The organism is Halomonas sp. KAO (assembly GCF_015595025.1).
Taxonomy (GTDB): domain Bacteria; phylum Pseudomonadota; class Gammaproteobacteria; order Pseudomonadales; family Halomonadaceae; genus Halomonas.
Genome location: NZ_JADNRL010000012.1, coordinates 32,503 through 54,636 on the forward strand (window position 1 = coordinate 32,503; position 22,134 = coordinate 54,636).

19 protein-coding genes are annotated in these 22,134 nt (G+C 66.3%); 7 read left to right on the top strand and 12 right to left on the bottom strand.

Annotation, left to right across the window (positions count from 1 at the left end; translation table 11 throughout):
- The first annotated feature begins 42 nt into the window (after window positions 1-42).
- The 3 genes from oppB to IOC61_RS05480 are packed head-to-tail and all read left to right on the top strand — an operon-like array spanning window position 43 to window position 3,476.
- Window positions 43-969, top strand: coding sequence for an oligopeptide ABC transporter permease OppB (oppB, locus tag IOC61_RS05470; RefSeq protein ID WP_195687866.1), 927 nt, complete (start codon window positions 43-45; stop codon window positions 967-969).
- The gene (locus IOC61_RS05475; protein ID WP_195687867.1) at window positions 959-1,843 is read left to right on the top strand and encodes an ABC transporter permease subunit; all 885 of its coding nucleotides are present in this window, start codon (window positions 959-961) and stop codon (window positions 1,841-1,843) included. The genes oppB and IOC61_RS05475 overlap by 11 nt, the downstream gene beginning before the upstream one ends.
- Window positions 1,844-1,862: 19 nt before the next feature.
- Window positions 1,863-3,476 carry an ABC transporter ATP-binding protein gene (locus IOC61_RS05480; RefSeq protein WP_195687868.1) on the top strand — a complete coding sequence of 538 codons (1,614 nt, stop codon included), beginning with the start codon at window positions 1,863-1,865 and terminating at the stop codon, window positions 3,474-3,476.
- A gap of 67 nt (window positions 3,477-3,543) precedes the next feature.
- On the opposite strand, the gene IOC61_RS05485 is transcribed toward IOC61_RS05480, so the two are convergent.
- Window positions 3,544-4,896 (bottom strand): OmpP1/FadL family transporter, encoded by a 1,353-nt coding sequence (locus tag IOC61_RS05485; protein WP_195687869.1) that lies wholly within the window; start codon window positions 4,894-4,896, stop codon window positions 3,544-3,546.
- A 302-nt stretch (window positions 4,897-5,198) separates the two neighbouring features.
- Here IOC61_RS05485 and IOC61_RS05490 point away from each other — a divergent pair, with 302 nt between their 5' ends.
- Together IOC61_RS05490 and IOC61_RS05495 are read left to right on the top strand one after the other, a co-directional pair.
- Window positions 5,199-5,660 carry a MerR family transcriptional regulator gene (locus IOC61_RS05490; protein ID WP_195687870.1) on the top strand — a complete coding sequence of 154 codons (462 nt, stop codon included), beginning with the start codon at window positions 5,199-5,201 and terminating at the stop codon, window positions 5,658-5,660.
- On the top strand, window positions 5,657-8,464 hold the full coding sequence (locus IOC61_RS05495) for a heavy metal translocating P-type ATPase (protein ID WP_324254690.1): 2,808 nt from the start codon (window positions 5,657-5,659) through the stop codon (window positions 8,462-8,464). The genes IOC61_RS05490 and IOC61_RS05495 overlap by 4 nt, the downstream gene beginning before the upstream one ends.
- A gap of 92 nt (window positions 8,465-8,556) precedes the next feature.
- On the opposite strand, the gene IOC61_RS05500 is transcribed toward IOC61_RS05495, so the two are convergent.
- From IOC61_RS05500 to ffh, 10 genes are all read right to left on the bottom strand, one after another.
- Complete coding sequence (locus tag IOC61_RS05500) at window positions 8,557-10,350, bottom strand: single-stranded-DNA-specific exonuclease RecJ (protein WP_409228554.1); 1,794 nt, start codon at window positions 10,348-10,350, stop codon at window positions 8,557-8,559.
- 209 nt (window positions 10,351-10,559) lie between these two features.
- Window positions 10,560-11,948, bottom strand: a complete 1,389-nt coding sequence (gene thrC, locus IOC61_RS05505) for a threonine synthase (protein ID WP_195687872.1) — start codon at window positions 11,946-11,948, stop codon at window positions 10,560-10,562.
- Between the two features lie 3 nt (window positions 11,949-11,951).
- A complete protein-coding gene (locus IOC61_RS05510; protein WP_195687873.1) occupies window positions 11,952-13,268 on the bottom strand; it encodes a homoserine dehydrogenase in 1,317 nt (438 codons plus the stop codon).
- Window positions 13,269-13,407: 139 nt separating this feature from the next.
- A complete protein-coding gene (locus tag IOC61_RS05515) occupies window positions 13,408-14,157 on the bottom strand; it encodes a DsbC family protein (RefSeq protein WP_229332948.1) in 750 nt (249 codons plus the stop codon).
- 3 nt (window positions 14,158-14,160) lie between these two features.
- Complete coding sequence (gene xerD / locus IOC61_RS05520; RefSeq protein ID WP_195687874.1) at window positions 14,161-15,060, bottom strand: site-specific tyrosine recombinase XerD; 900 nt, start codon at window positions 15,058-15,060, stop codon at window positions 14,161-14,163.
- Between the two features lie 116 nt (window positions 15,061-15,176).
- Window positions 15,177-15,533 carry a 50S ribosomal protein L19 gene (gene rplS, locus IOC61_RS05525; RefSeq protein WP_195687875.1) on the bottom strand — a complete coding sequence of 119 codons (357 nt, stop codon included), beginning with the start codon at window positions 15,531-15,533 and terminating at the stop codon, window positions 15,177-15,179.
- A 153-nt stretch (window positions 15,534-15,686) separates the two neighbouring features.
- A complete protein-coding gene (trmD, locus tag IOC61_RS05530; protein ID WP_195687894.1) occupies window positions 15,687-16,448 on the bottom strand; it encodes a tRNA (guanosine(37)-N1)-methyltransferase TrmD in 762 nt (253 codons plus the stop codon).
- Window positions 16,449-16,501: 53 nt separating this feature from the next.
- Entirely contained in the window at window positions 16,502-17,053 is a 552-nt protein-coding gene (gene rimM, locus IOC61_RS05535) for a ribosome maturation factor RimM (protein WP_195687876.1), read from the bottom strand.
- 38 nt (window positions 17,054-17,091) lie between these two features.
- The gene (rpsP, locus tag IOC61_RS05540; protein ID WP_195687877.1) at window positions 17,092-17,340 is read right to left on the bottom strand and encodes a 30S ribosomal protein S16; all 249 of its coding nucleotides are present in this window, start codon (window positions 17,338-17,340) and stop codon (window positions 17,092-17,094) included.
- Between the two features lie 331 nt (window positions 17,341-17,671).
- On the bottom strand, window positions 17,672-19,081 hold the full coding sequence (ffh, locus tag IOC61_RS05545) for a signal recognition particle protein (RefSeq protein ID WP_195687878.1): 1,410 nt from the start codon (window positions 19,079-19,081) through the stop codon (window positions 17,672-17,674).
- A gap of 187 nt (window positions 19,082-19,268) precedes the next feature.
- On the opposite strand from ffh, the gene IOC61_RS05550 reads away from it, so the two are divergent.
- A complete protein-coding gene (locus IOC61_RS05550; RefSeq protein WP_195687879.1) occupies window positions 19,269-20,069 on the top strand; it encodes a cytochrome C assembly family protein in 801 nt (266 codons plus the stop codon).
- Between the two features lie 79 nt (window positions 20,070-20,148).
- Complete coding sequence (locus IOC61_RS05555) at window positions 20,149-21,414, top strand: HlyC/CorC family transporter (protein ID WP_195687880.1); 1,266 nt, start codon at window positions 20,149-20,151, stop codon at window positions 21,412-21,414.
- A gap of 22 nt (window positions 21,415-21,436) precedes the next feature.
- On the opposite strand, the gene IOC61_RS05560 is transcribed toward IOC61_RS05555, so the two are convergent.
- Window positions 21,437-22,099, bottom strand: a complete 663-nt coding sequence (locus tag IOC61_RS05560; RefSeq protein WP_195687895.1) for a 1-acyl-sn-glycerol-3-phosphate acyltransferase — start codon at window positions 22,097-22,099, stop codon at window positions 21,437-21,439.
- Window positions 22,100-22,134 lie beyond the last annotated feature (35 nt).

Below are 22,134 nucleotides of genomic sequence, written 5' to 3' on the forward strand. Positions count from 1 at the left end.
GACCTTTCCCGGGGCCCGAGCCCCGGGAAGCGAGGCCCCATCATGCTCCGCTATACCCTGACGCGCCTGCTGCAGGCAATTCCGACGCTCTGGATCGTCATCACCCTGTCGTTCTTCCTGATGCACCTGGCCCCGGGCGGCCCCTTCGACGGCGAGCGCCAGCTGCCGCCGGAGATCGAGGCCAACCTGCTGGCCACCTATCACCTGGACGAGCCGGTGTGGCGGCAGTACCTGATCTACATGGGCAACCTGCTGCAGGGCGATCTCGGTCCCTCCTTCAAGTACAAGGACTTCACCGTCACCGAACTGGTCGCCCAGGGCTTTCCGGTAAGCCTGGAGCTCGGCCTCTGGGCCATCGGCCTGGCACTGCTGATCGGCCTGCCGCTGGGGGTGATCGCCGCGCTCCGGCGCAACTCCACAATCGACTACCTGGTGATGGGCACGGCGCTTGCCGGCGTGGCGGTGCCCAACTTCGTGATCGCCCCGCTGCTGGCGCTGGTGTTCGGCGTGTTCCTCGGCTGGCTGCCGGTGGGCGGCTGGAACGACGGCGCCTGGTCCAACCTGGTGCTGCCGGTGGTGGCGCTGTCGATCCAGCAGATCGCCTACATCGCGCGGATGATGCGCGCCAGCATGATCGAGATCCTCGGCAGCCACTTCATCCGCACCGCCCGCGCCAAGGGGCTGACGGAGACCGAGGTGATCTGGCGCCACGCCCTGCGCCCGGCAATGCTGCCGGTGGTCTCCTACCTGGGCCCCGCCATCGCCGGCATCATCACCGGCTCGGTGGTGATCGAGCAGATCTTCGGCATTCCGGGCATCGGCCGCTACTTCGTGCAGGCCGCCCTCAACCGCGACTACACCCTGGTGATGGGCACGGTGGTGTTCTATGGCGCGCTAATCGTGCTGCTCAACCTGCTCGTCGACCTGCTCTACTCGGCCCTGGACCCGCAGATTCGCTATGACGACTGATACCACCCTCTCGACCCCCGATATCGCCGGCGACAGCCTGGCCCGCGAGGCCTGGCGCCGGCTCAAGCAGAACCGCGCCGCCACCGCCAGCCTGGCGCTGCTGGCCCTGGTCACCCTGGCCTGCATCGCCGGCCCCTGGCTGACCCCCTGGACACTGGACGAGGTGGACTGGAACGCCTTTCTCGCCGCCCCGAGCCTCGAAGGCGGCCACTACGCCGGCACCGACGCCAACGGCCGCGACCTGCTGACCCGGGTGCTCCACGGCGGCCGCGTGTCGCTCTCCGTGGCGCTGGTGGCCACCTTCGTCTCGCTGGTGATCGGCGTGCTCTACGGCGCCGTCGCCGGCTACCTGGGCGGGCGCGTCGACACCCTGATGATGCGCTTCGTCGACATCATGTATTCGCTGCCCTTCATGTTCCTCGTGATCCTGTTGATGGTGGTGTTCGGCCGCAACATCCTGCTGATCTACGCCGCCATCGGCGCCGTGGAGTGGCTCGACATGTCGCGCATCGTGCGCGGCCAGGTGCTGGCGCTGAAGCGCCGCGAGTTCGTCGAGGCCGCCCAGGCACTGGGGGTACGCCGCCATACCATCGTCACCCGCCACCTGATTCCCAATGCCCTGGGCCCGGTGGTCGTCTACGTCACCCTGACCGTGCCCAAGGTGATCCTGCTGGAGAGTTTCCTCTCCTTCCTGGGGCTCGGCGTGCAGGAACCGCTGACCAGCTGGGGCGTACTGATCAGCGAGGGCAAGGACATGATGGAGACGGCCCCCTGGATGCTGCTGGTGCCCTCCGCCTTCCTGGCGACGACCCTTCTGTGTCTCAACTTCCTGGGCGACGGGCTACGCGATGCCCTAGACCCGAAAACACGATAACGACCCGCGAGGAGGCCTCATGTCACAGCCACTGCTCGAGATCGATCGCCTGCGGGTCGAGTTCGACCTGCCGGACGGCAGCGTCGCCGCCGTCAAGGATCTGAGTTTCACCGTTCACGAGGGCGAGACCCTGGCGCTGGTCGGCGAGTCCGGCTCCGGCAAGTCGGTCTCCTCCACCGCCACCCTGGGGCTGCTGCCGACGCTCGCCCGCCCCACCGGGGCCATCCGCTGGCACGGCGGGGCGGGCAGCGAGGACCTGCTGAAAGTGGCGCCGAAGCGCCTTCGCCAGATCCGCGGCAACGAGATATCGATGATCTTCCAGGAGCCCATGACCTCGCTGAACCCGCTGCATCGAGTGGGCCGCCAGATCATCGAGGTGCTCGCCAAGCACACCACGCTGCGCGGCCGTGCCGCCCGGGCCCGTGCCCTCGAGCTCCTCGAGCAGGTGGGCCTCCCCGAGCCCGAGCGGCGGCTGGCGAGCTACCCCCACGAGCTCTCCGGCGGCCAGCGCCAGCGGGTGATGATCGCCATGGCGCTGGCCTGCGAGCCGAAGCTGTTGATCGCCGACGAGCCGACCACGGCGCTGGACGTCACCGTCCAGGCGCAGATCCTCACCCTGCTCAAGGAGCTGCAGCGCCGCTACGGCATGGCGATCCTGTTTATCACCCACGATCTCGGCATCGTGCGCCACTTCGCCGACCGGGTCTGTGTGATGCGTCGCGGCGAGCGGGTGGAGAGCGGCGAGACCGCCGCCCTGTTCAAGGCCCCTCGCCACGCCTATACGCGCATGCTGATCGACGCCGAGCCCCACGGGCGCAAGGCGCCGGTACCGGCCGACTCCCCCATGCTGCTCGAGGCCCACGATCTGCGGGTGCGCTTCCCGCTCAGGAAGCGACTCTTCGGACACGATGACTACTTCGAGGCGGTGCGCGGCATCGATCTCGCCATCCGCCGGGGGCAGACGGTGGGCATCGTCGGCGAGTCCGGCTCCGGCAAGTCGACCCTGGGTCGCGCCCTGCTACGCCTGCTCGAGAGTCGGGGCGAGATCCGCTTCGGCGACACCGCCCTGGAGGGCCTCGACAGTAGTGGCATGCGCCCGCTGCGCTCACGCATGCAGGTGGTCTTCCAGGATCCCTTCGGCTCGCTGTCGCCGCGCATGACGGTAGGCGAGATCGTCGGCGAGGGCCTGCGGGTACACGCCCCGGAGCTCGGCCGGCGCGAGCGAGACGCGCGGGTGCGGGAGGCGCTCGACGATGTCGCCCTCGACCCGGCGATGCGCCACCGCTATCCCCACGAGTTCTCGGGCGGCCAGCGCCAGCGCATCGCCATCGCCCGCGCGCTGGTGCTCAAGCCCGAGTTCCTGCTGCTCGACGAGCCCACCTCGGCCCTGGACCGATCGGTGCAGGCCACGGTGATCGCGCTGCTGCGCGATCTGCAGGCGAAACACGGCCTCACCTACCTGTTTATCAGCCACGACCTGGCGGTGGTGCGGGCCCTGGCCGACAGCGTACTGGTGATGAAAGACGGTACGGTGGTCGAGCAGGGCGACACCGAGGCACTGTTCCAGGCGCCCCGCGAGCCCTACACCCGGGAGCTGATGCGGGCGGCCTTCCTGGAGGAGGCGGCCGCCTGAGCCCACCCCAGACGTCAAGACCCCGGCCAGGGCCGGGGTCTCTGTCATGCGCCTGGCGGATTATCGCTTAGAAGCGGTAGGTCAGCTGAGCGCCGAAGCCATGGGCCTCGTTCTTGTAGTCGGCGGCGTACGTGGCACCTCCAACCGGCACACCACCGGTTGCTGGACTTGCCAGGTGGTCAGCACGGGTCTGCTCAATACGAGTGGTGTGCTCGGTAAGGTAGGAATAGGCGAAGTCGATGGTCAGCGCCTCAGTCGGTGTCCAGCCGGCTCCCAGCGAGAAGATGCGGCGATCATCCGAGGGAATCCGCACGCTGCGGTGCTCATCATTGCTCGGGGTCTCATCCAGCGACAGGCCGGCCCGCAGCACCCACTGGGGATTCAGCTGGTACTCGCCCCCCACCGCGAAGGCCCAGGCATTGCTGTAGTTCTGGGTCTCATTGGTAATCTCTGGAATGGTATCACCGGTAACACGAATCTCCTGGAACTTGCTCCAGCGCGACCAGGAGGCACCGAACATCAGCTTGAGCCTGTCGGTCATCTGCTGGGTCACGGAGAAGTTGACGGTCTCAGGCGTGGTGAGATCGAGATAGGCGTTGTCGGACCTGACAACATTACCCATCGGGTCAGTGGCCTTGAAGTCACCCTCAAGCTCATATTCGACCTCAGAGCGGTAGGTCAGCCCCAGGGTGGTCTCCGGCACCGGCTGGTACATCACGCCGATATTGTATCCCCAGGCCTCGTCGTCGCCGTCGACACGTGCATCGACATCGCCCGCTGGGTCATAGCTTTGAACACTGGGGATCTGACGGCGCAGCTCGCCTTCCACCTGGTTGTAGGTGATGCCGGCGCCGATCGACCACTGCTCATTGAAGCGATAGGAGACCGTCGGTTGCGCGCTGACCACCGTGACCTCGGTGTAGTTGCCAAAGTAGCGACCCTGGAAGTCATCCTCGTAGTCGGTCTTGGAGCCGAAGGGCGCGTAGACCCCGAAGCCGAAAGCCAGCCTGTCATTGACCGGATGGGCATAGAAGGCGAAGGGAATCGCCTTGTTGCCGACCATATCGCCCTCGTTACCGCCCGGTATGGGCCCTGCCGGCACCTGAGTGCCATTCGGCATGCCACCCATGGCAACGCCAGAATCGACGTTGCGTGTGGCGGTGACATTGCTGATATCGTTATTGACGACCAGATAGGTGGCACCGGCAGAGAGCTGGGCACGATCCAGAAATGACATCCCCGCCGGGTTGCCGAAGACGATGGTGGCATCCTGAACGTTGGAGCTACGCCCGGCATGGCCATAGCCCTGGCCGCTGACGCTCTGTTCGTTAAGCTGGAAGCCACCGGCCTGGGCCTGGCTGGTGAAGGCGGCGGCCGTCACGGCGGCGGCGAGGGTCAGGCGATTGAACTTGTTCTTCATGAGATCCATCCCTTGCGGTGCTGTTGTTACGTTGGCGCTGGCATTGCCTCTCCCCGGAGGCGGGCGCGTGCCCTCCCCTTTTCGCGTATGCCAACGCTCGTTTCAACCCCAAACGACCGTTTTAATGCCGAATCCGCTAATACTTTGGTCGCACAGCTGTTTGATATTGTGAACTTTCAGTGGGTTACACAACACCTCGCGACATATGCCGCAACGACGCGTGCCCTGTACTACGACGGCTTGACCCTTGTGTTACCCAAAGGTTTTACACTGCAAGTATGCCACTCTCGAGAGATACCGTCATGAAGGTCAGTGAACTGGCGAAGGGGGCCGGCGTTACCGCCGAGACCGTGCGCCACTATGTGCGCGAGGGGCTTCTGCACCCCGAGCGCCACCCCGACAACGGCTACCAGCTATTCACCCAGGTCGACCTGGAGCGGCTGCGCTTTATTCAGCGCGCCCGCACCCTGGGCTTCGGTGTGGCCGAGATACGCGAGATCCTCGATCACGCCGATCACGGCGACTCGCCCTGCCCCATGGTGCGCGACCTGCTGGCCAGTCGCCTGCCACAGATCCATGCGCGCATCGCCGAGCTGCAGGCGCTGGCCGAGCGCATGGAGCAGGCGCTGGAGACCTGGGCCGGCATGCCCGATGGCACCCCGGACGGCCACAGCCTGTGCCGGCTGATCGAGAGCTTTCCCGAACCGCTGCGGGGCGATGCAAAGCGTCGCGCCGACGAGCACGCCCCAAAGGAGGAGCCATGAACGCTACCCTCGAACGCCAGATCCCCGGCATGAGCTGCCAGGGCTGCGTCAAGCGCATGCGCGAGGCGATTCAAGCCGAGGACCCGAGTGCCGAGGTGGTCGGTGAGCCGGATGAGCAGCGCCTCTCGGTCACCACCCGCCTCGACGATGAGCAGCTCGACCACGCCCTTCAAGCGGCCGGCTACCCTCCGGCGGACCGTCCACTGCAGCACGAGCGCCAGGTGCCCGGCATGAGCTGTCAGGGCTGCGTCAAACGCATGCGTGAGGCGATCCAGGCCGAGGACCCGGACGCCGAGGTGGTCGGTGAGCCGGCGGAGAAGCGCCTTGACGTGGTAACCCGACTGGATGGCCAGACACTGGACCGCGTGTTGAGCGAGGCCGGCTATCCGACGGGCGAGGCGGCAGCGGAGAGTGACGCGGCACCCTCTGCCGAACAGGGTGAGGCACCTGTCGACGAGGCAGCGGCCAAGCCAGAGGCGGCCGATAGTGAGCGCACCGCCACCCAGCGGTTGGCGATCAGCGGCATGACCTGCGCCAGCTGCGTCAAGAGCGTGCAGCAGGCGCTGGAAAAGACGCCGGGCGTGGCCACGGCGTCGGTCAACTTCGGCACCCACACCGCCCAGGTTCACGGCAGCGCCGACGAAGACGCGCTGATCGCCGCGATAGAGGACGTCGGCTACGGCGCCGAGCCCATCGTCGACATGCGCGAGGCCGAGGCCAGCCGCGCCGACAAGGAGCAGCGCCTGTATAGAAAGCGCCTGCACGGCAGCTTCTGGTCGCTGGCGCTGGCGGTGCCGCTGATGGCCAGCATGTTCTTCTATCACCCCGAGGCCGTTGGCGCCGGTCGCCTCTACTGGGGCGTGATCGGCCTGCTGACGCTTTTGATCATGGCCTTTCCCGGCCGGCACTTCTTCATCAACGCCTGGAAAAACGCCCGCCATCACCAGGCCAACATGGACACCCTGGTGGCCATAGGCACCGGCACCGCCTGGCTCTACTCCATGGCGGTGGTGTTTCTCGGCGGCTGGCTGCCCGAGGCCGCCCGGGGCATCTATTTCGAGGCCTCGGCCATGGTCATCGGCCTGATCCTGCTGGGCAACGCCGTGGAGCTCAAGGCCCGGGGCCGCACCAGCGATGCGCTCAAGCGCCTGCTCGACCTGCAGAGCAAGACCGCCCGGGTCATTCGCGACGGTGAGGAGCGCGAGGTCGATATCGACGACGTGCGCCAGGGCGACCATATCCGCGTGCGCCCCGGCGAGCGCCTGCCGGTGGATGGCGAGGTGACCGAGGGCCAGAGCCATATCGACGAGTCGATGCTCACCGGCGAGCCGCTGCCGGTGGCCAAGGGCCAGGGCGACGAGGTCAGCGCCGGCACCGTCAACGGTCGCGGCGGCCTGGTCTATCGCGCCACCCGGGTGGGCAGCGATACCCGCCTGGGGCAGATCACCGAGCAGGTGGCCAGCGCCCAGAACTCGCGCCCGCCGATTGGCGATCTGGTCGACAAGGTCTCCAGCGTCTTCGTGCCCGCGGTGATGATCTTCGCCGTGCTCACCGCGCTTGCCTGGTTCAACTTCGGCGCCGAGCCGCGGGTCATTCATATGCTGGTCACCGCCACCACGGTGCTGATCATCGCCTGCCCCTGCGCGATGGGGCTGGCGACGCCGATCTCCACCATGATCGGGGTGGGCAAGGCCGCCGAGCACGGCGTGCTGGTGAGAAACGGCGAGGCGCTGCAGACGGCCAGCAAGCTATCCACCCTGGTGGTGGACAAGACCGGCACCCTCACCGAGGGCAAGCCGCGGGTCACCGAGGCAGAGATTCTCTCCGGCGATGAGCAGGAGGTATTGGGGCTAGTGGCGGCGCTGGAGCGCGGCTCCGAACACCCGCTGGCGACCGCCATGCTTGCCTACGCGGAAGAGCGCGATGCGGCCGACAGCCAGGTCAGCGACTTTGACAGCATCACCGGCCGCGGTGTCACGGCCCGGTCCGTGACAACAACCGGCGACGGCGGGGGCGAGGGAAAAACCCTGCTGCTGGGCAACGCCAAGCTGATGGAAGAAAACGACGTGAACCTGGCGACGGGACGCGACTTCGCCAGCCGGCTCGAGGACGACGCCCGTACCGTGGTGTATCTGGCCGTGGCCGGCGAGCTGGCCGCCATCTTCGGCGTCAGCGACCCGCTGCGCCACGACACCGTGGCGGCGGTGAAGCGCCTGCATGACGACGGTCTGACCATCGTCATGCTGACCGGCGATAACGAGCACACCGCCCGGGCCATTGCCCGCGCCGTGGGCATCGATGAGTTCCGCGCCGGCCTGCTGCCCGAGGACAAGCACGCCGAGATCGAGCGCCTGCAGGGTGAAGGCGAGGTGGTCGGCATGGTCGGCGACGGCATCAACGACGCCCCGGCGCTGGCCCGGGCCAACGTGGGCTTCGCCATCGGCCAGGGCACCGATGTGGCCATCGAGAGCGCCGGCATCACGTTGATTCGCGGCTCGCTGCACGGCATCGCCGATGCCATCGAGATCAGCCGGGCCACGCTCACCAACATCAAGCAGAACCTGGCCGGCGCCTTCGGCTACAACATCGTCTGCATCCCGATTGCCGCCGGCGTGCTGTATCCGTTCACCGGCATGCTGCTGTCGCCGATGATCGCCGGGGCCGCCATGTCGCTGTCGTCGATCACCGTGGTCAGCAACGCCAACCGGCTGCGCCTGTTCACGGCCAGCGGCGCCGACAAGAACGCTTCCGCCGCCGAGGCTTCGCAGCCACAGGTATCAGAACAGCAGGAGGCACGCTCATGAGCACGCTCGTTACGCTGATCGTCAATCTGGCCGGGCTGGGACTGATCGGCCTGATCGTGTGGTGGTTCTGGGGCAAGGGCTGAACCGCTGTCTCAGGCCTGCTCGGCGTGCTCGACCATCAGCTGCAGGTTATCGCGGCCTCGCCAGCGATTGCGGTTGAGCTTGTAGGCACAGCGCAGCCGGTCACCGACCCCGAAGGCCGGCACCTCGCCGGGCGTCAGCGCCCGGAACCAGATCGCCCGATGGGTCACCGCCCCCAGCGATAGCTCCAGCATCAGGTGAGTGCCGTCGGCGCCCACCGGGCGGAGGCGCTCGACGACAAACTCGCCCTGAAACAGCGGCGGATCGAACTCGCGGCCGAAGGGCCCTACCGCCTGCAGCTCCTCGAGGGTCGCGAGGCTCAGCTGCTCGGGGGCCAGGTCACCATCGGTCAGGATCCTGGGATAGAGCTCGGCCTCGCCCAGCTGTTCGGCCACCGCCGTTAGAAAGGCGGCCTTGAAGGCATCGAGCCGCTCGGCGGGCACCCCGACGCCGGCCGCCCCACGATGCCCTCCGAAACGCGGCAACGCCTCGGGGGCCAGCTCGAAGGTGCGCTGCAGGGCATCGCGCAGATGCAGTCCCTCGATGGAGCGTCCCGAACCGGTCAGCATGCCGGGGGCGGCCGCCGGCGTGAGCACCAGCGCCGGGCGCCCGTAGGCCTGCACCAGCCGGGAGGCGACGATGCCCTGCACCCCCGCATGCCCATCCTCCAGAAAGACCACGACGGCCGGCTCGTCGGCGCTCAGCGCCGGCATCGCCAGCGCTCGCGCCTCCTCGTCCATGTCAGCCTCGATCGCCTTGCGCGACTGGTTGTCCTGATCCAGCGTCTCCAGATGCCGCGCCGCCGAGACATCGTCCGCCGCCAGCATGAAGTGCAAGGCGGCATAGGGGTCATCGAGGCGCGAGCGAGCGTTGATCCGCGGCCCCATCTGGAAGCCCAGGGTCTCGGCGTCGAAGGGCACGCTATCGGCGCCCAGCCGTTGCGCCATGGCGCGCCAGCAAGCCGCCTCCATGCGGTTGATCAGCGCCAGACCGTGGGTCACCACCGCGCGGTTGGCGGGGCTGCCGCCCAGGGAGACACAGTCCGCCACGGTGCCCAGCGCCACATAGGAGAGCCAGGGCGAGAGCTTGGGCGTCGCCTGGGCCAGCACACCCCACTCGATCAACACGCTGCGGGTCAGCGACATGACCAGCCAGGCCACCATGCAGCCGGCGATGGTTGGGTCGGGGTAGTCGCAGTCGTCGCGAGTCGGGTTGACCACGGCATGCGCCGAGGGTGGCGGCCCCTCCACCGGCAGCGCGTGGTGGTCGCTGACCACCACCTCGATGCCCTGGGCCGCCAGGCGTGCGATACGCGGCTCGTCGCTGCTGCCACAGTCGGCGGTAATCACCAGGCTGGGCCGCGGCTTGAGGGCCAGGGTTCGCTCCACCAGGGGCAGACTGATGCCGTAGCCGTCATGGATACGATGACCGATCAGGCTGTGCAGCTTCGCCTCCGGCACGCCGAACAGCTCGTGCAGGGTGCGCCGGATCACCACATGGGAGGTGATGCCGTCGACATCGTAGTCGGTCAGGATGCCGATATGCTCGCCGTCGACCACCGCCTGAGCGATGCGCTCGGCGGCACGCCGGCCATCGGCCAGCTTCTCGGGGTGGGCCAGGTGTCGCAGGCTGGGCGAGACCAGCGGATCAAGCTCCCCCCGATAGCCCGGCAGACGCCCGGCCAGCACCCGAGCCTGAAGCTCGCTGAGCCCTTCGCGCTGGGCGCGGGCGTAGAGCGCGGCATCCCGAGGCCGCGGCAGTATGCGCGGCCTCAGGCGCTCGTTCAGATCGTTGGGGTCGCGTATGGCGTTCAAGCCAAGCACCTCTGGTTCAAGTCTGTGACTGTAGGCCGCTGACCCAGCGAGGGGCGCCGGGGATAGGCCGAAGAGGGGGTCCTATGCCAGGGATGGCATCGGTAGCGCCCAGGGAGGGGTTCACAGCGCCCCCTCGCAGGCCTGTCGCCGGATCAGCCCCGAGCGGCATACAGGCTCGAGGCTGATAGCCACTGGTGACCTCAGCGGCGATTCTCGGCGACGAATTTCTGCACCGCAGAAAGCTCCGCCGGCAGCACGCTGAAGCGCTCCTCACGCTCCAGCAGGTCGTCCATATGCGGCGGCAGCGGCACCCCCGGGAAACCGGCCTTGACCACCGCCTCGGCGAACTTGGCCGGGTGGGCGGTGGCCAAGGTGATAATCGGTACGCTCTCGTCACCCCGTTCGCGCTCGGCGGCGCGGTAGCCGGTGGCGGTGTGCGGGTCGAGGATCTCCTGGGTGCGATGGTGCGCCTCGCGGATCACCTCCAGGATGGTGCTGTCATCGACGCTGTGGCTGGCGAAGCGCTCACGCAGGCGCGATAGCGGCGCCTCGGCCAGGGCCGTGGGCTCGGCCTGGAAGCGCTCGAGCAGGGCATCCACGGCCTTGCCGTCGCGATCATACGCCTCGAACAGCAGGCGCTCGAAGTTCGAGGAGACCACGATATCCATGGAGGGCGCGAGCGTGGCCACCAGTTCCTTCTTCGAGAAGTCGTTGGCGGCCAGGGTGCGGTGCAGGATGTCGTTGGCGTTGGTGGCGATCACGAAACGCTCGACCGGCAGGCCCATGCGATAGGCCATGTAGCCGGCGAAGACGTTGCCGAAGTTGGCCGATGGCACACAGAAGCTCACCTTGCGCCGGGGCGCCCCCAGGGCCACGGCGGAGGCCACGTAGTAGACGATCTGGGCCATGATGCGCGCCCAGTTGATGGAGTTTACCGCCACCAGCCGGGTTCCGTTCAGGAAGTTCTGGTCGGCGAAGCTCGCCTTGACCATCGCCTGGGCGTCGTCGAAGTTGCCCTCGATGGCGACGTTGAAGACGTTGTCCGCCAGCACCGTGGTCATCTGACGACGCTGCACCTCCGACACCCGGTTGTACGGATGGAGAATAAAGATATCGAGGTTGTCGCAGTGGCGGCAGCCCTCGATGGCCGCCGAGCCGGTATCGCCGGAGGTCGCCCCCATGATCACCGCCCGCTCGCCACGCTTCTTGAGGAAGTGGTCGAGGATGCGACCCAGCAGCTGCAGGGCGACATCCTTGAAGGCCAGGGTCGGGCCGTGGAACAGCTCGAGCAGAAAGTGGTTGGCGTCGAGCTGATTGAGCGGCACCACGGCATCATGGCTGAAGGTGGCATACGCCTCCTTCACGATCCCGCGGAATGTCTCGTCATCGATCTCGCCATTGACGAAGGGCTTCATCACCCGGAAGGCGATCTCGGCATAGGAGAGACCGGCCATGGCCGCCAGCTCATCCTGGGAGAGCTCGGGCACATGCTCTGGCACGTAGAGGCCACCATCGTTGGCCATGCCGGTAAGCACGACCTCCTCGAAGGAGAGTGCGGGCGCCTGCCCGCGGGTACTGATATAGCGCATGGGTTATTCCTGCTCGTCCAGGGATTCGACACGAATCCGGGTCACCGGTCCGGCGACATCGGACATGGACTCGATCTGGCGAATCGCCTCGTTCATGCTCTTCTCGGGGGTGCGGTGAGTCAGCAGAATGATCGGCACCAGTTCACCCTCGGTGGCCTCCTTCTGGATCAGCGCCTCGATGGAGATGCCCTGCTCGGAGAGAATGGTCGCCACCCGCGCCAGTACGCCGGGGCGATCCACCGCCAGCAGCCGCAGGTAGTAGGCGGTGGTGATCTCCTCCATGGGCATGATCGGCAGCTGACTGACGTCCTCGCTGATGCCACTGAAGGCCAGGTAGGGCACCCGGTAGTGATGGTCGGTGGCGATATCACGGGCCACGTCGAGCAGGTCGGCCACCACCGCGGAGGCGGTGGGCTCGGCCCCGGCACCGGCGCCGTAGTAGAGGGTCGGCCCCACGGCATCGCCCATCACGGCGATGGCATTCTTGACGCCATGCACGTTGGCCAGCAGGCGCTCCTTGGGGATCAGCGTGGGGTGCACACGCAGCTCCAGGCCCTGCTCGGTCCGCTTGGAGATCCCCAGGTGCTTGATCACGTAGCCCAGGTTGTCGGCCTGCTCCACATCCTCGGCGGTGACCCGGGAGATGCCCTCGGTATAGGCCTTCTCGAACTGCAGCGGCACCCCATAGGCGATGGAGGCGAGGATGGTCAGCTTGTGGGCGGCATCGATGCCCTCGACATCGAAGGTCGGATCGGCTTCCGCATAGCCGAGCGCCTGGGCCTCGGCGAGAACATCATCGAAGGCCCGCCCATCATCGCGCATATGGGTCAGGATATAGTTGCCGGTACCGTTGATGATCCCCGCCACCCACTCGATGCGATTGGCGCCAAGCCCCTCGCGCAGCGACTTGATCACCGGGATGCCGCCGGCCACCGCGGCCTCGAAGGCCACGATCACGCCCTTCTCGTGTGCGGCCGCGAAGATCTCGTTGCCATGCACCGCGATCAGCGCCTTGTTGGCGGTCACCACATGCTTGCCATTCTCGATGGCGGCAAGCACCAGCTCACGCGCCACGTCGTAGCCACCGATCAGCTCCACCACCACGTCGACGTTGGGGTTGCTGGCCACCTCGAAGATATCGGCGGTCGTGTCGATGCCGGTGAGATCACACTCGGGGTTGGGGGTGCGATAGGCGACCTGCTCGATGGCAATCGGTCGCCCGGCCCGCCGGGTAATATCGTCGGCGTTGCGTGTCAGCACGTTGAAGGTTCCGCCACCGACGGTCCCCAGCCCACAGATTCCTACTCTCACCGGTTTCAATGTATTACTCCTGCTCGTGTGTCCGAGTTCGTTATATAGCGTGTCGTGTCCAGATGGCTCGGCGGCCCGCCACCAGGGCGGGCCAGGGCGCTCGGCCACCAGCGCCTGGCCTGCAGGCGTGCGGACAGAGCGGGATGCCCTACTCGTCGAGACCCAGCATGGCGGCCAGACGCTCGGCGGGCACATAGCCCGGTACCAGGCGACCGTCGGGCAGCACAATGGCCGGCGTCCCCTGAACGCCAAGCTCGAGTCCCAGATGATACTGTGACTCGACCGGATTGTCGCAGTCCGCGGGGGTCGAAAGCGAATCCCCCCGCTTGGCGGCACTCATCGCCTCGGCGGAATTGTCGGCACACCACACCTGCTGCATGGTACGCGCGCCCTGGCCGCTCATGCCGCTACGCGGGAAGGCCAGGTAGTGCACCTCGATACCCAGCTTGTTGAGCCGCGGCACCTCTTCGTGAAGCTGCTGGCAGTAGGGGCAGGTGGTATCGGTGAATACCATCACCCTGGCGCGGCTCTGGGCTCCGCGGAAGATCACCCGCTCGGATTCCGGTACCTGGCTCAGACGCTCGGCACGCTCGGCGTTGCGACTCTCCTCGCTCAGGTTGACCAGCCCCTGCTCGCCATTGCGGTAGAGGTCGCCCACCAGAAAGTGTTCACCTTCGGCGTCGCTGTAGAAGCGCTCGCCGGTCTCCAGGCGCACCTCGAAGAGCCCCTCCATCGGCGCCTCGCGGACGCTACGCACCGGCATCGCCTGGCCGCTGACCGACAGCCGTTCGGCAAGTCGCTCGGCCTCACCCTGCTGGGCCTGGGCTGGCGCCGAGAGCAGCATGGCCATGGGCGCGGCGGACAGCCCGATAAGAAGGAGCCGGGAAAGGGTCGTCATGATTCATCCTCGTGGGTGGTGATCGGCATGCAGGCGCTCCAGGCGCGCCTGGGCCACATGGGTATAGATCTGGGTAGTGGAAAGGTCACTGTGACCGAGCAGCAACTGTACGACACGCAGATTGGCACCATGATTCAACAAGTGAGTGGCGAATGCATGGCGCAGGGTATGGGGCGACAGCGAACGCTCGATGCCGGCCACCCTGGCATGATGCTTGATCCGGTACCAGAAGGCCTGCCGGGTCAGCGGGCGGTCATCACGCCCCGGGAAGAGCGCCGGCCGCATGACATCATGCATCAAGGCACCACGCGCGGTGCGCAGGTAGCGCGTGACCCAGTGGACGGCCTCCTCTCCCAGAGGCACCAGGCGGTCCTTGTCCCCCTTACCGCGCACCCTGACCACTCCCTGGCGCAGATTCACGGCATCGGTGGTCAGTCCCACTAGCTCCGAGACGCGCAGCCCCGTGCCATAGAGCACTTCCAGCATGGTGCGGTCTCGAAGCCCCAGATCCGTCATCACATCCGGTGCCGCGATCAACCGCTCCACCTCGGCCTCCTCAAGGGTCTCGGGCAGACTGGGTTGCACCCGGGGCAGCCTGACCTCGGCCAGCGGGTCATGCTCGATGCGCCCCGCCTCCAGCGCCCAACGATAGAAGCGACGCAGGCTGGAGAGCAGGCGCGCATTGCTGCGCAGCCGATAGCCGGCCGCACGCCGCGCATCGAGCCAGGCCGGCAGGCTCCCGGCGCCTGGCGAGAGCAACCCCTCGCCAAGCTCGGCAAGGTGCGCCGCCCAGGCGGTCAGGTCGCGGCGGTAGGCAGCCAGCGTATGCTCGCTGCCCCCCTGCTCCAGCCACAGGGCATCGAGAAAGGTATCGATAACGGCTGTCTCGTCGGCCTCACTCATGAGACTCTCCGGCTGGGCATGCCATATAAAAGGAAACCCCGCCCCGCGAGAGCGGTGACGGGGTTTTCGATCGAGCCGGGGCAGCGCCCCGACCCGAGGGCTCGGAGGCCTTGGCCTCAGGCCAGCTTTTCCTTGATGCGTGCAGACTTGCCGCTGCGCTCACGGAGGTAGTAGAGCTTGGCCTTGCGCACGTCACCGCGACGCTTGACGCTGATGGAGTCGACCAGCGGGCTGTAGGTCTGGAAGGTACGCTCGACACCCACACCGTGGGAGATCTTGCGCACGGTGAAGGCGGAGTTCAGGCCGCGGTTACGCTTGCCGATCACCACGCCTTCGAAGGCCTGGAGACGCTCACGGCTGCCTTCCTTGACCTTGACCTGGACGATAACGGTGTCGCCGGGGGCAAAGGTCGGGATCTCCTTGCTCATCTGCTCGGCTTCGAGCGCCTGGATCACCTTGTTCTTGCTGCTCATGACAATGACTCCTTGATAACGTTGACTCATCGATCGCCTGGGTTGCCGATGAGTCGTGATCCCGGCGCTCGAATGCTCTCGAGAGCGCGGGAGATAATGGGTGACGCGGGGCTGTGAGCTCGATCGCTCAGCGCTCCCGCACCTCCGCCTGCCCTATCTGGCGGGCAGTGCGTGCTCCTCGAGGAACTCCTGCAACAGCCTGCGCTGCTCCTTGTTCAACTCCCTACCCTCGAGCAGGTCGGGGCGTCGCTGCCAGGTACGCCCAAGAGACTGCTTCAGCCGCCAGCGCCGAATGGCACCGTGATTGCCGCTGAGCAGGACCTCCGGCACCTGACGCCCGTCGATCACCTCGGGGCGAGTGTAGTGCGGGCAGTCCAGCAGTCCTTCGTTGAAGGAGTCCTCGACCGCGGAATCCTGATGACCCAGCACTCCGGGCACCAGCCTTGCCGCGGCATCGATCAGCACCATGGCCGGCAGCTCGCCGCCGCTCAACACATAATCACCGATCGACCACTCTTCATCGATGTCGCTCTCCACCACGCGCTCATCGATGCCTTCATAACGCCCCGCCACCACGACCAGTGGCGGCCCGGCCGCCAGCTCCCGAGCCCCGGCCTGATCGAGCCGTCGCCCCTGGGGCGACAGGTAGACCACCCTGGGACGCTGCCCGGTGACCTGCTCGGCCCTGGCTCTGGCCGCATGAATCGCCGCACGCAGGGTATCGACCTTCATCAGCATCCCTGGCCCGCCACCATAGGGGCGGTCATCCACGGTGCGATGTCTGTCGGTGGCGAAGTCGCGAGGATTCCAGACCTCCAGCGCAACATGCCCCTTCTCGACTGCTCGACCGGTAACGCCATAGCGGGTGATCGCCTCGAACATCTCCGGAAACAGCGAGACGACCCCGACCCACATATCGGCCACCCGTTCGGATAGCGAAGAGTCAGCCGTCATCACACCGGATTCCTTCAAAATTCGGGATCCCAGTCGACGTGCATCACGCCATCTTCGAGATCCACCTCGAGGATCACCTCGTCGGGCAGGAACGGCAGCAGCCGCTCACGGGCATCGATGGCATCCGTCTCGAGACTTCCCTTAACGACCATGACGTCATTGGCGCCGGTCTCGAAGAGATGGTCGATACGGCCCAGCACGCTGCCATCACGGGTCACGACCCGCAGGCCTTCCAGCTCGTGCCAGTAGAAATCGTCGCCGCTGAGCTCGGGCAGTTCTGCCTTGGGCAGCACGATCTCTGCGCCGGCCAGCGCTTCGGCGGCCTCGCGGGAGTCGCAGCCTTCGAGCCGGGCCACCAGACCCTTGCCGTGGCGACGCCCCTGCACCAGTCGACAACGCTTCAGCGTCTCGCCCTGACGCACCACCCACTCGGGGTAGTCGAGGATGCCCTCCATGGGGCTGGTGTACGAATACACCTTGAGCCAGCCCTTCACGCCATAGGGGCTGGTCAACTTTCCCAGCACCACATGATCGTCGGCGGGCTGAGCCTCTGCAGATTCGCTCATCGACGACCTCGGAACCGAGACAATCATCGCATCAGACCTCAGGCCTGCTTGCGAGCTTCCTTGACCAGCTCGGCAACACGGCCGGAGAGCTGGGCACCCTGGCTCTGCCAGTGGGTGATACGGTCGAGATCGACACGCAGACGCTCTTCCTGACCACGGGCAACCGGGTTGAAGAAGCCGAGACGCTCGATGAAACGGCCGTCACGGGCGTTGCGGGAATCGGTAACGGTCAGGTGGTAGAAGGGACGCTTCTTGGCGCCACCACGAGCCAGACGAATGGTAACCATGGCCTATTAAGTCCTTCGGTTGATTGGGATTCGGTCACGACGATGACCGCGACACTCGCGGTCCTGTCAGTCAAGACGCAGCATTCTACGGAAAACAGTCCCGCTTGGGAACCTTTTTCGGGCTTATCGCAGATGGCAGTCCCGCTCAAGGCTGTTCCGGCGACAGGCCGTTGAGGGGGCGCTACGAGTACTTCCTTGTGGGCTACCTCGGCCATCCCTGGCCAGCCCGTTCGGAGCAGTACTCCTCACCCCTGGTCCTCGGACCCCCTCTCCGGGTTGTCCCCTGCGCCTTTCGCTATCACCCTGTCGGTAACTGCGTAAGCCTCGGGGCTTATCGCCAGGGCTTGCCACCGGGGCCGCCCATTCCCCCCATGCCACCCATGCCGCCGGGGCCACCGCCGCCCATCATGCCGGACATGCCGCGCATCATGTTCTGCATGCCGCCCTTCTTGCCCGCCTTCTTCATCATCTTCTGCATCTGCTTGTGCTGCTTGAGCAGACGATTCAGATCGGGCACCTGCAGGCCGGCACCGGCGGCGATGCGCCGCTTGCGCGAGCCGTTGATGATCTCGGGCTTACGACGCTCCTGGGGCGTCATGGAGTTGATCAGCGCCTCGAGCTTGCCCATCTCCTTCTCGGGGCCGGGCCCCTGGGCCATCTCGGCCATCTGGCCCATACCGGGCAGCTTGCCCAGCAGGCCGCCCATGCCGCCCATCTTCTTGAGCTGCTGGAGCTGGTCGCGGAAGTCCTCGAGATCGAAGCCCTGGCCCTTCTTGACCTTCTTGGCCAGTTTCTCGGCCTTGCCCTTGTCGACGCTGCGCTCGGCCTCCTCGATCAACGACAACACGTCGCCCATACCGAGGATGCGCGACGCCACGCGATCCGGGTGGAAGGGCTCGAGGGCGTCAACCTTCTCGCCAACGCCCATGAACTTGATCGGCTTGCCGGTGATATGACGCACCGAGAGCGCCGCACCGCCACGGGCATCGCCGTCGGCCTTGGTCAGGATCACCCCGGTCAGCGGCAGCGCCTCATGGAAGGCCTTGGCGGTATTGGCGGCGTCCTGGCCGGTCATGGCGTCGACGACGAACAGCGTCTCCTGAGGCGAGACCGCCTTATGCAGCGCCTGGATCTCGGCCATCATCGCCTCGTCGATGGCCAGGCGACCGGCGGTATCCACCAGCACCACATCGTGGAACTGGATCTTGGCATGCTTGATCGCCGCCTCGGCGATAGCGACGGGCTGCTGGTCGGAGCGCGACGGGAAGAAGTCGACCTCGACCTCCTTCGCCAGGGTCTCGAGCTGGTCGATGGCCGCCGGACGGTAAACGTCGGCAGAGACCACCAGCACCTTCCTCTTCTCGCGCTCGCGCAGATAGCGCGCCAGCTTGGCCACCGAGGTGGTCTTGCCCGCCCCCTGCAGGCCGGCCATCAGCACTACCGCCGGCGAGCCCTTGAGGGTCAGCCCCTCGTTGGCCTCGCCCATGGTCGCCTCCAGCTCCTGCTGGACGATCTTGACGAACTGTTGACCGGGCGAGAGGCTCTTGGAGACTTCCTGGCCCACGGCGCGTTCGCGCACGCGGTCGATAAAGTCCTTGACCACCGGCAGGGCGACATCCGCCTCGAGCAGCGCACGGCGCACCTCGCGCAGGGTGTCCTTGACATTGTCCTCGGTCAGGCGAGCCTGACCCTTGATCGACTTGAGCGTCTGCGACAGGCGCTCGCTGAGATTCTGAAACATTGGCCTCTCCACATGTGCGATGGCCTGAAGGTTGGGGGCGATTATACGCGCTGTGGCCGCGAGTCTCCATGCACCCCGTCCTGACCCAGGCTCCAAGGCCTGTGCGCCAGCCGGGTGATTGGGTATAGTAACCGCACAGATGCCACCCTTATGCTGACCACTTCCACAGGCGCACGGATCGCAACCCATGCAGGCGCTCGCCCTGGCCGTAATGGCCTCTCTCTTCTATCTCGCCGCCGCCTCCTGGCAGGGACTTACCCTGGTTCGCCGGGTAGCGCCACAGCCGATGCTGGTACGCGGCCTGTCGCTGCTTGGCCTGCTCTGCCACCTGCCACTGGTCGTCAGCCTGTTCGGTCATGAGGCTCAGGTACTGCCGGGGCTCTACACCAGCATGGTCCTGATCAGCGCCATGGCGGTGGCGGTACTGCTGGGTGTCAGCCTGTTCAAGCCGGTACTGGGTGCCGCCGTCGGCGTCCTGCCGCTGGCGGGCTTCGCGCTGTTGCTGGCTGTCACGGTACCGGCATCCCCCCCGGCCGAGGCACTCTCTCCCGGCATCGCCCTCCACGCCATCAGCTCCCTGCTGGGATTCGCGGTGCTGGCCATCGCCGCCGTGCAGGCCATTCTGCTGGGTCTGCAGAACCGCGCCCTGCGCCACCACCATATCCGCGGGATCGTTCAGGCCCTGCCCCCGCTCACCTCCATGGAGCGGCTGCTGTTCGAGCTGATCTGGGCCGGCATGGCACTGCTGACCCTGGCGATCCTCAGCGGCTTCGTGTTTCTCGACAACATGTTTGCCCAGCACCTGGCCCACAAGACGATCCTCTCGCTGGCCGCCTGGGTAATCTTCGCCATCCTGCTGTTCAGCCACCACCGCCTGGGCTGGCGCGGCATGCGTGCCGTGCGCTGGACCCTTGGCGGCTGCGCCGTCCTGCTGGCAGCCTACTTCGGTAGCCTCTTCGTGCTGGAAGTGCTGCTCAACCGCGGCTGAGCGGCCCTCCTGACACCTTGACACCGCGCGCCCACCTCCCGTCAAATCGAGCCTGACCCGCGACCGAGGACTCTTCGACTTGAGCGACGACTTCCCATTGGGATTGCTGTTCGGCCTGCTGTTCCTGCTTGTCTGCTTGTCTGCCTTCTTCTCGAGCTCAGAGACCGGCATGATGTCGATCAACCGCTACCGCCTCAGCCACCGGGTCAGCAGCGGGGAGGCACGGGCCCAGCGTGTCGCCAGACTACTGGCTCGCCCCGACCGGCTGATCGGCGTCATCCTGATCGGCAACAACTTCGTCAACAACCTGGCGGCCTCCATCGCCACCATCATCGCCATCCATTTTCTCGGCGACGTCACCGGCCCGGCCGTCGCCACCGCCGCGCTGACCATCACCATCCTGATCTTCGCCGAGGTCACGCCCAAGACCTATGCGGCGGTGAAACCGGACCGCATCGCCTTCCCCGCCTCGCTGGTGCTCGAGCCACTGCTCAAGCTGCTCTACCCGCTGGTCTGGCTGGTCAACGTGATCTCCAATGGTCTGCTGCGGCTGATCGGGGTGCGCAGCATCGATGGGGATGGCGACAACCTGACCCGCGACGAGCTGCGCACCGTGGTTCACGAGGCGGGCACCCTCATTCCTCATCGCCACCAGGCGATGCTGCTCTCCATTCTCGATCTCGAGAACGTCACCGTGAACGACATCATGGTGCCGCGCCACGAGGTGATCGGCATCAACCTGGACGATGACCTCGATGATATCCTCACCCAGATCCGCACCAGCCAGCACACCCGGCTGCCGGTCTACAAGGGCGACATCAACAACATCATCGGTCTGCTGCACCTGCGCAATGCGGCACGCTTCCTCTCCCGGGGCGAAGTGACCAAGGCCGCCATCGTCCAGGAGGCTCGGGAGCCCTACTTCATCCCCGAGTCCAATCCGCTGCACACCCAGCTGCTCCACTTTCAGCAGCAGAAGCGGCGTATCGGCATCGTGGTGGACGAGTATGGGGACGTGGAGGGCCTGGTGACCCTGGAGGATATTCTCGAGGAGATCGTCGGCGAGTTCACCACCGGTGTGGCAGGCATGCAGGAGGATATCCGGCACCAGGAGGACGGTAGCGTGGTGATAGAGGGCACCGCCAATATCCGCGACATCAACAAGTCGCTGGGCTGGCAGCTGCCTACCGACGGCCCTAAGACGCTCAATGGCCTGATCCTCGAACACCTGGAGGGGTTTCCGGAGGGCCCCACCTCGCTACAGGTGGGCGACGTGCGCATGGAGATCCAGGCGGTGCGTGACAACCTGATCACCGCGGCACGCTGCTGGCTGGCCCCGCGGTAAGCGCGACGCCAGGCACATGCCCCTAGCGACTCTGGATCTGGTGTTCGACCGCCGGCTGGATCGAGGCATCCCCCACGCACTTGAGCTCCCGAACCCGTGCCTCCAGCTGGCAACGAGTCGCCGCCCCGGGTGAGAGCGGCTCGCCGAGCTGCAGCACCACTCGGGCGCGGAAACGCCGCGGTCGCTGACTCAGCGCACGGCCGTGGCAGTGAGAGGTCCATGAGCCCCAGAGCCCGGAGAGACTCGCCGGGATCACCGGCACCGGGTCACGGGCGAGGATCAGCTCCAGGCCGCGGCGAAACTCCTGCACCTCGCCATTCGCTGTCAGACGCCCCTCCGGAAACAGCATCACTACCTCGCCATCGCACAGCGCTCGACTCACCTCCTCCATCGCCCGGCGTAGACCACCTGGATCGCGGCGCTCCGACTCAACGGGAATCGCCCCCACCAGCCGAAACAGCCAGTTGAGCCAGGGTGAGTCATAGATCGGCTTGTCCATCAGGAAGCGCAGCGGTCGCGGGCTCGCGCCACCTAGCACCAGGGCATCCATGAAACTGACGTGGTTGCACACCACCAGGGCCGCCCCACGCTCGGGAAGGTGCTCGAGCCCCGTCAGGCGCAGCCGATAGATCAGGCGAACCAGCAGATAGACCAGCAGGCGCACCGCCGGGCGCGGCGCCTGCATGACCCACCAGACGATACACAGCGCCACACAGGCGA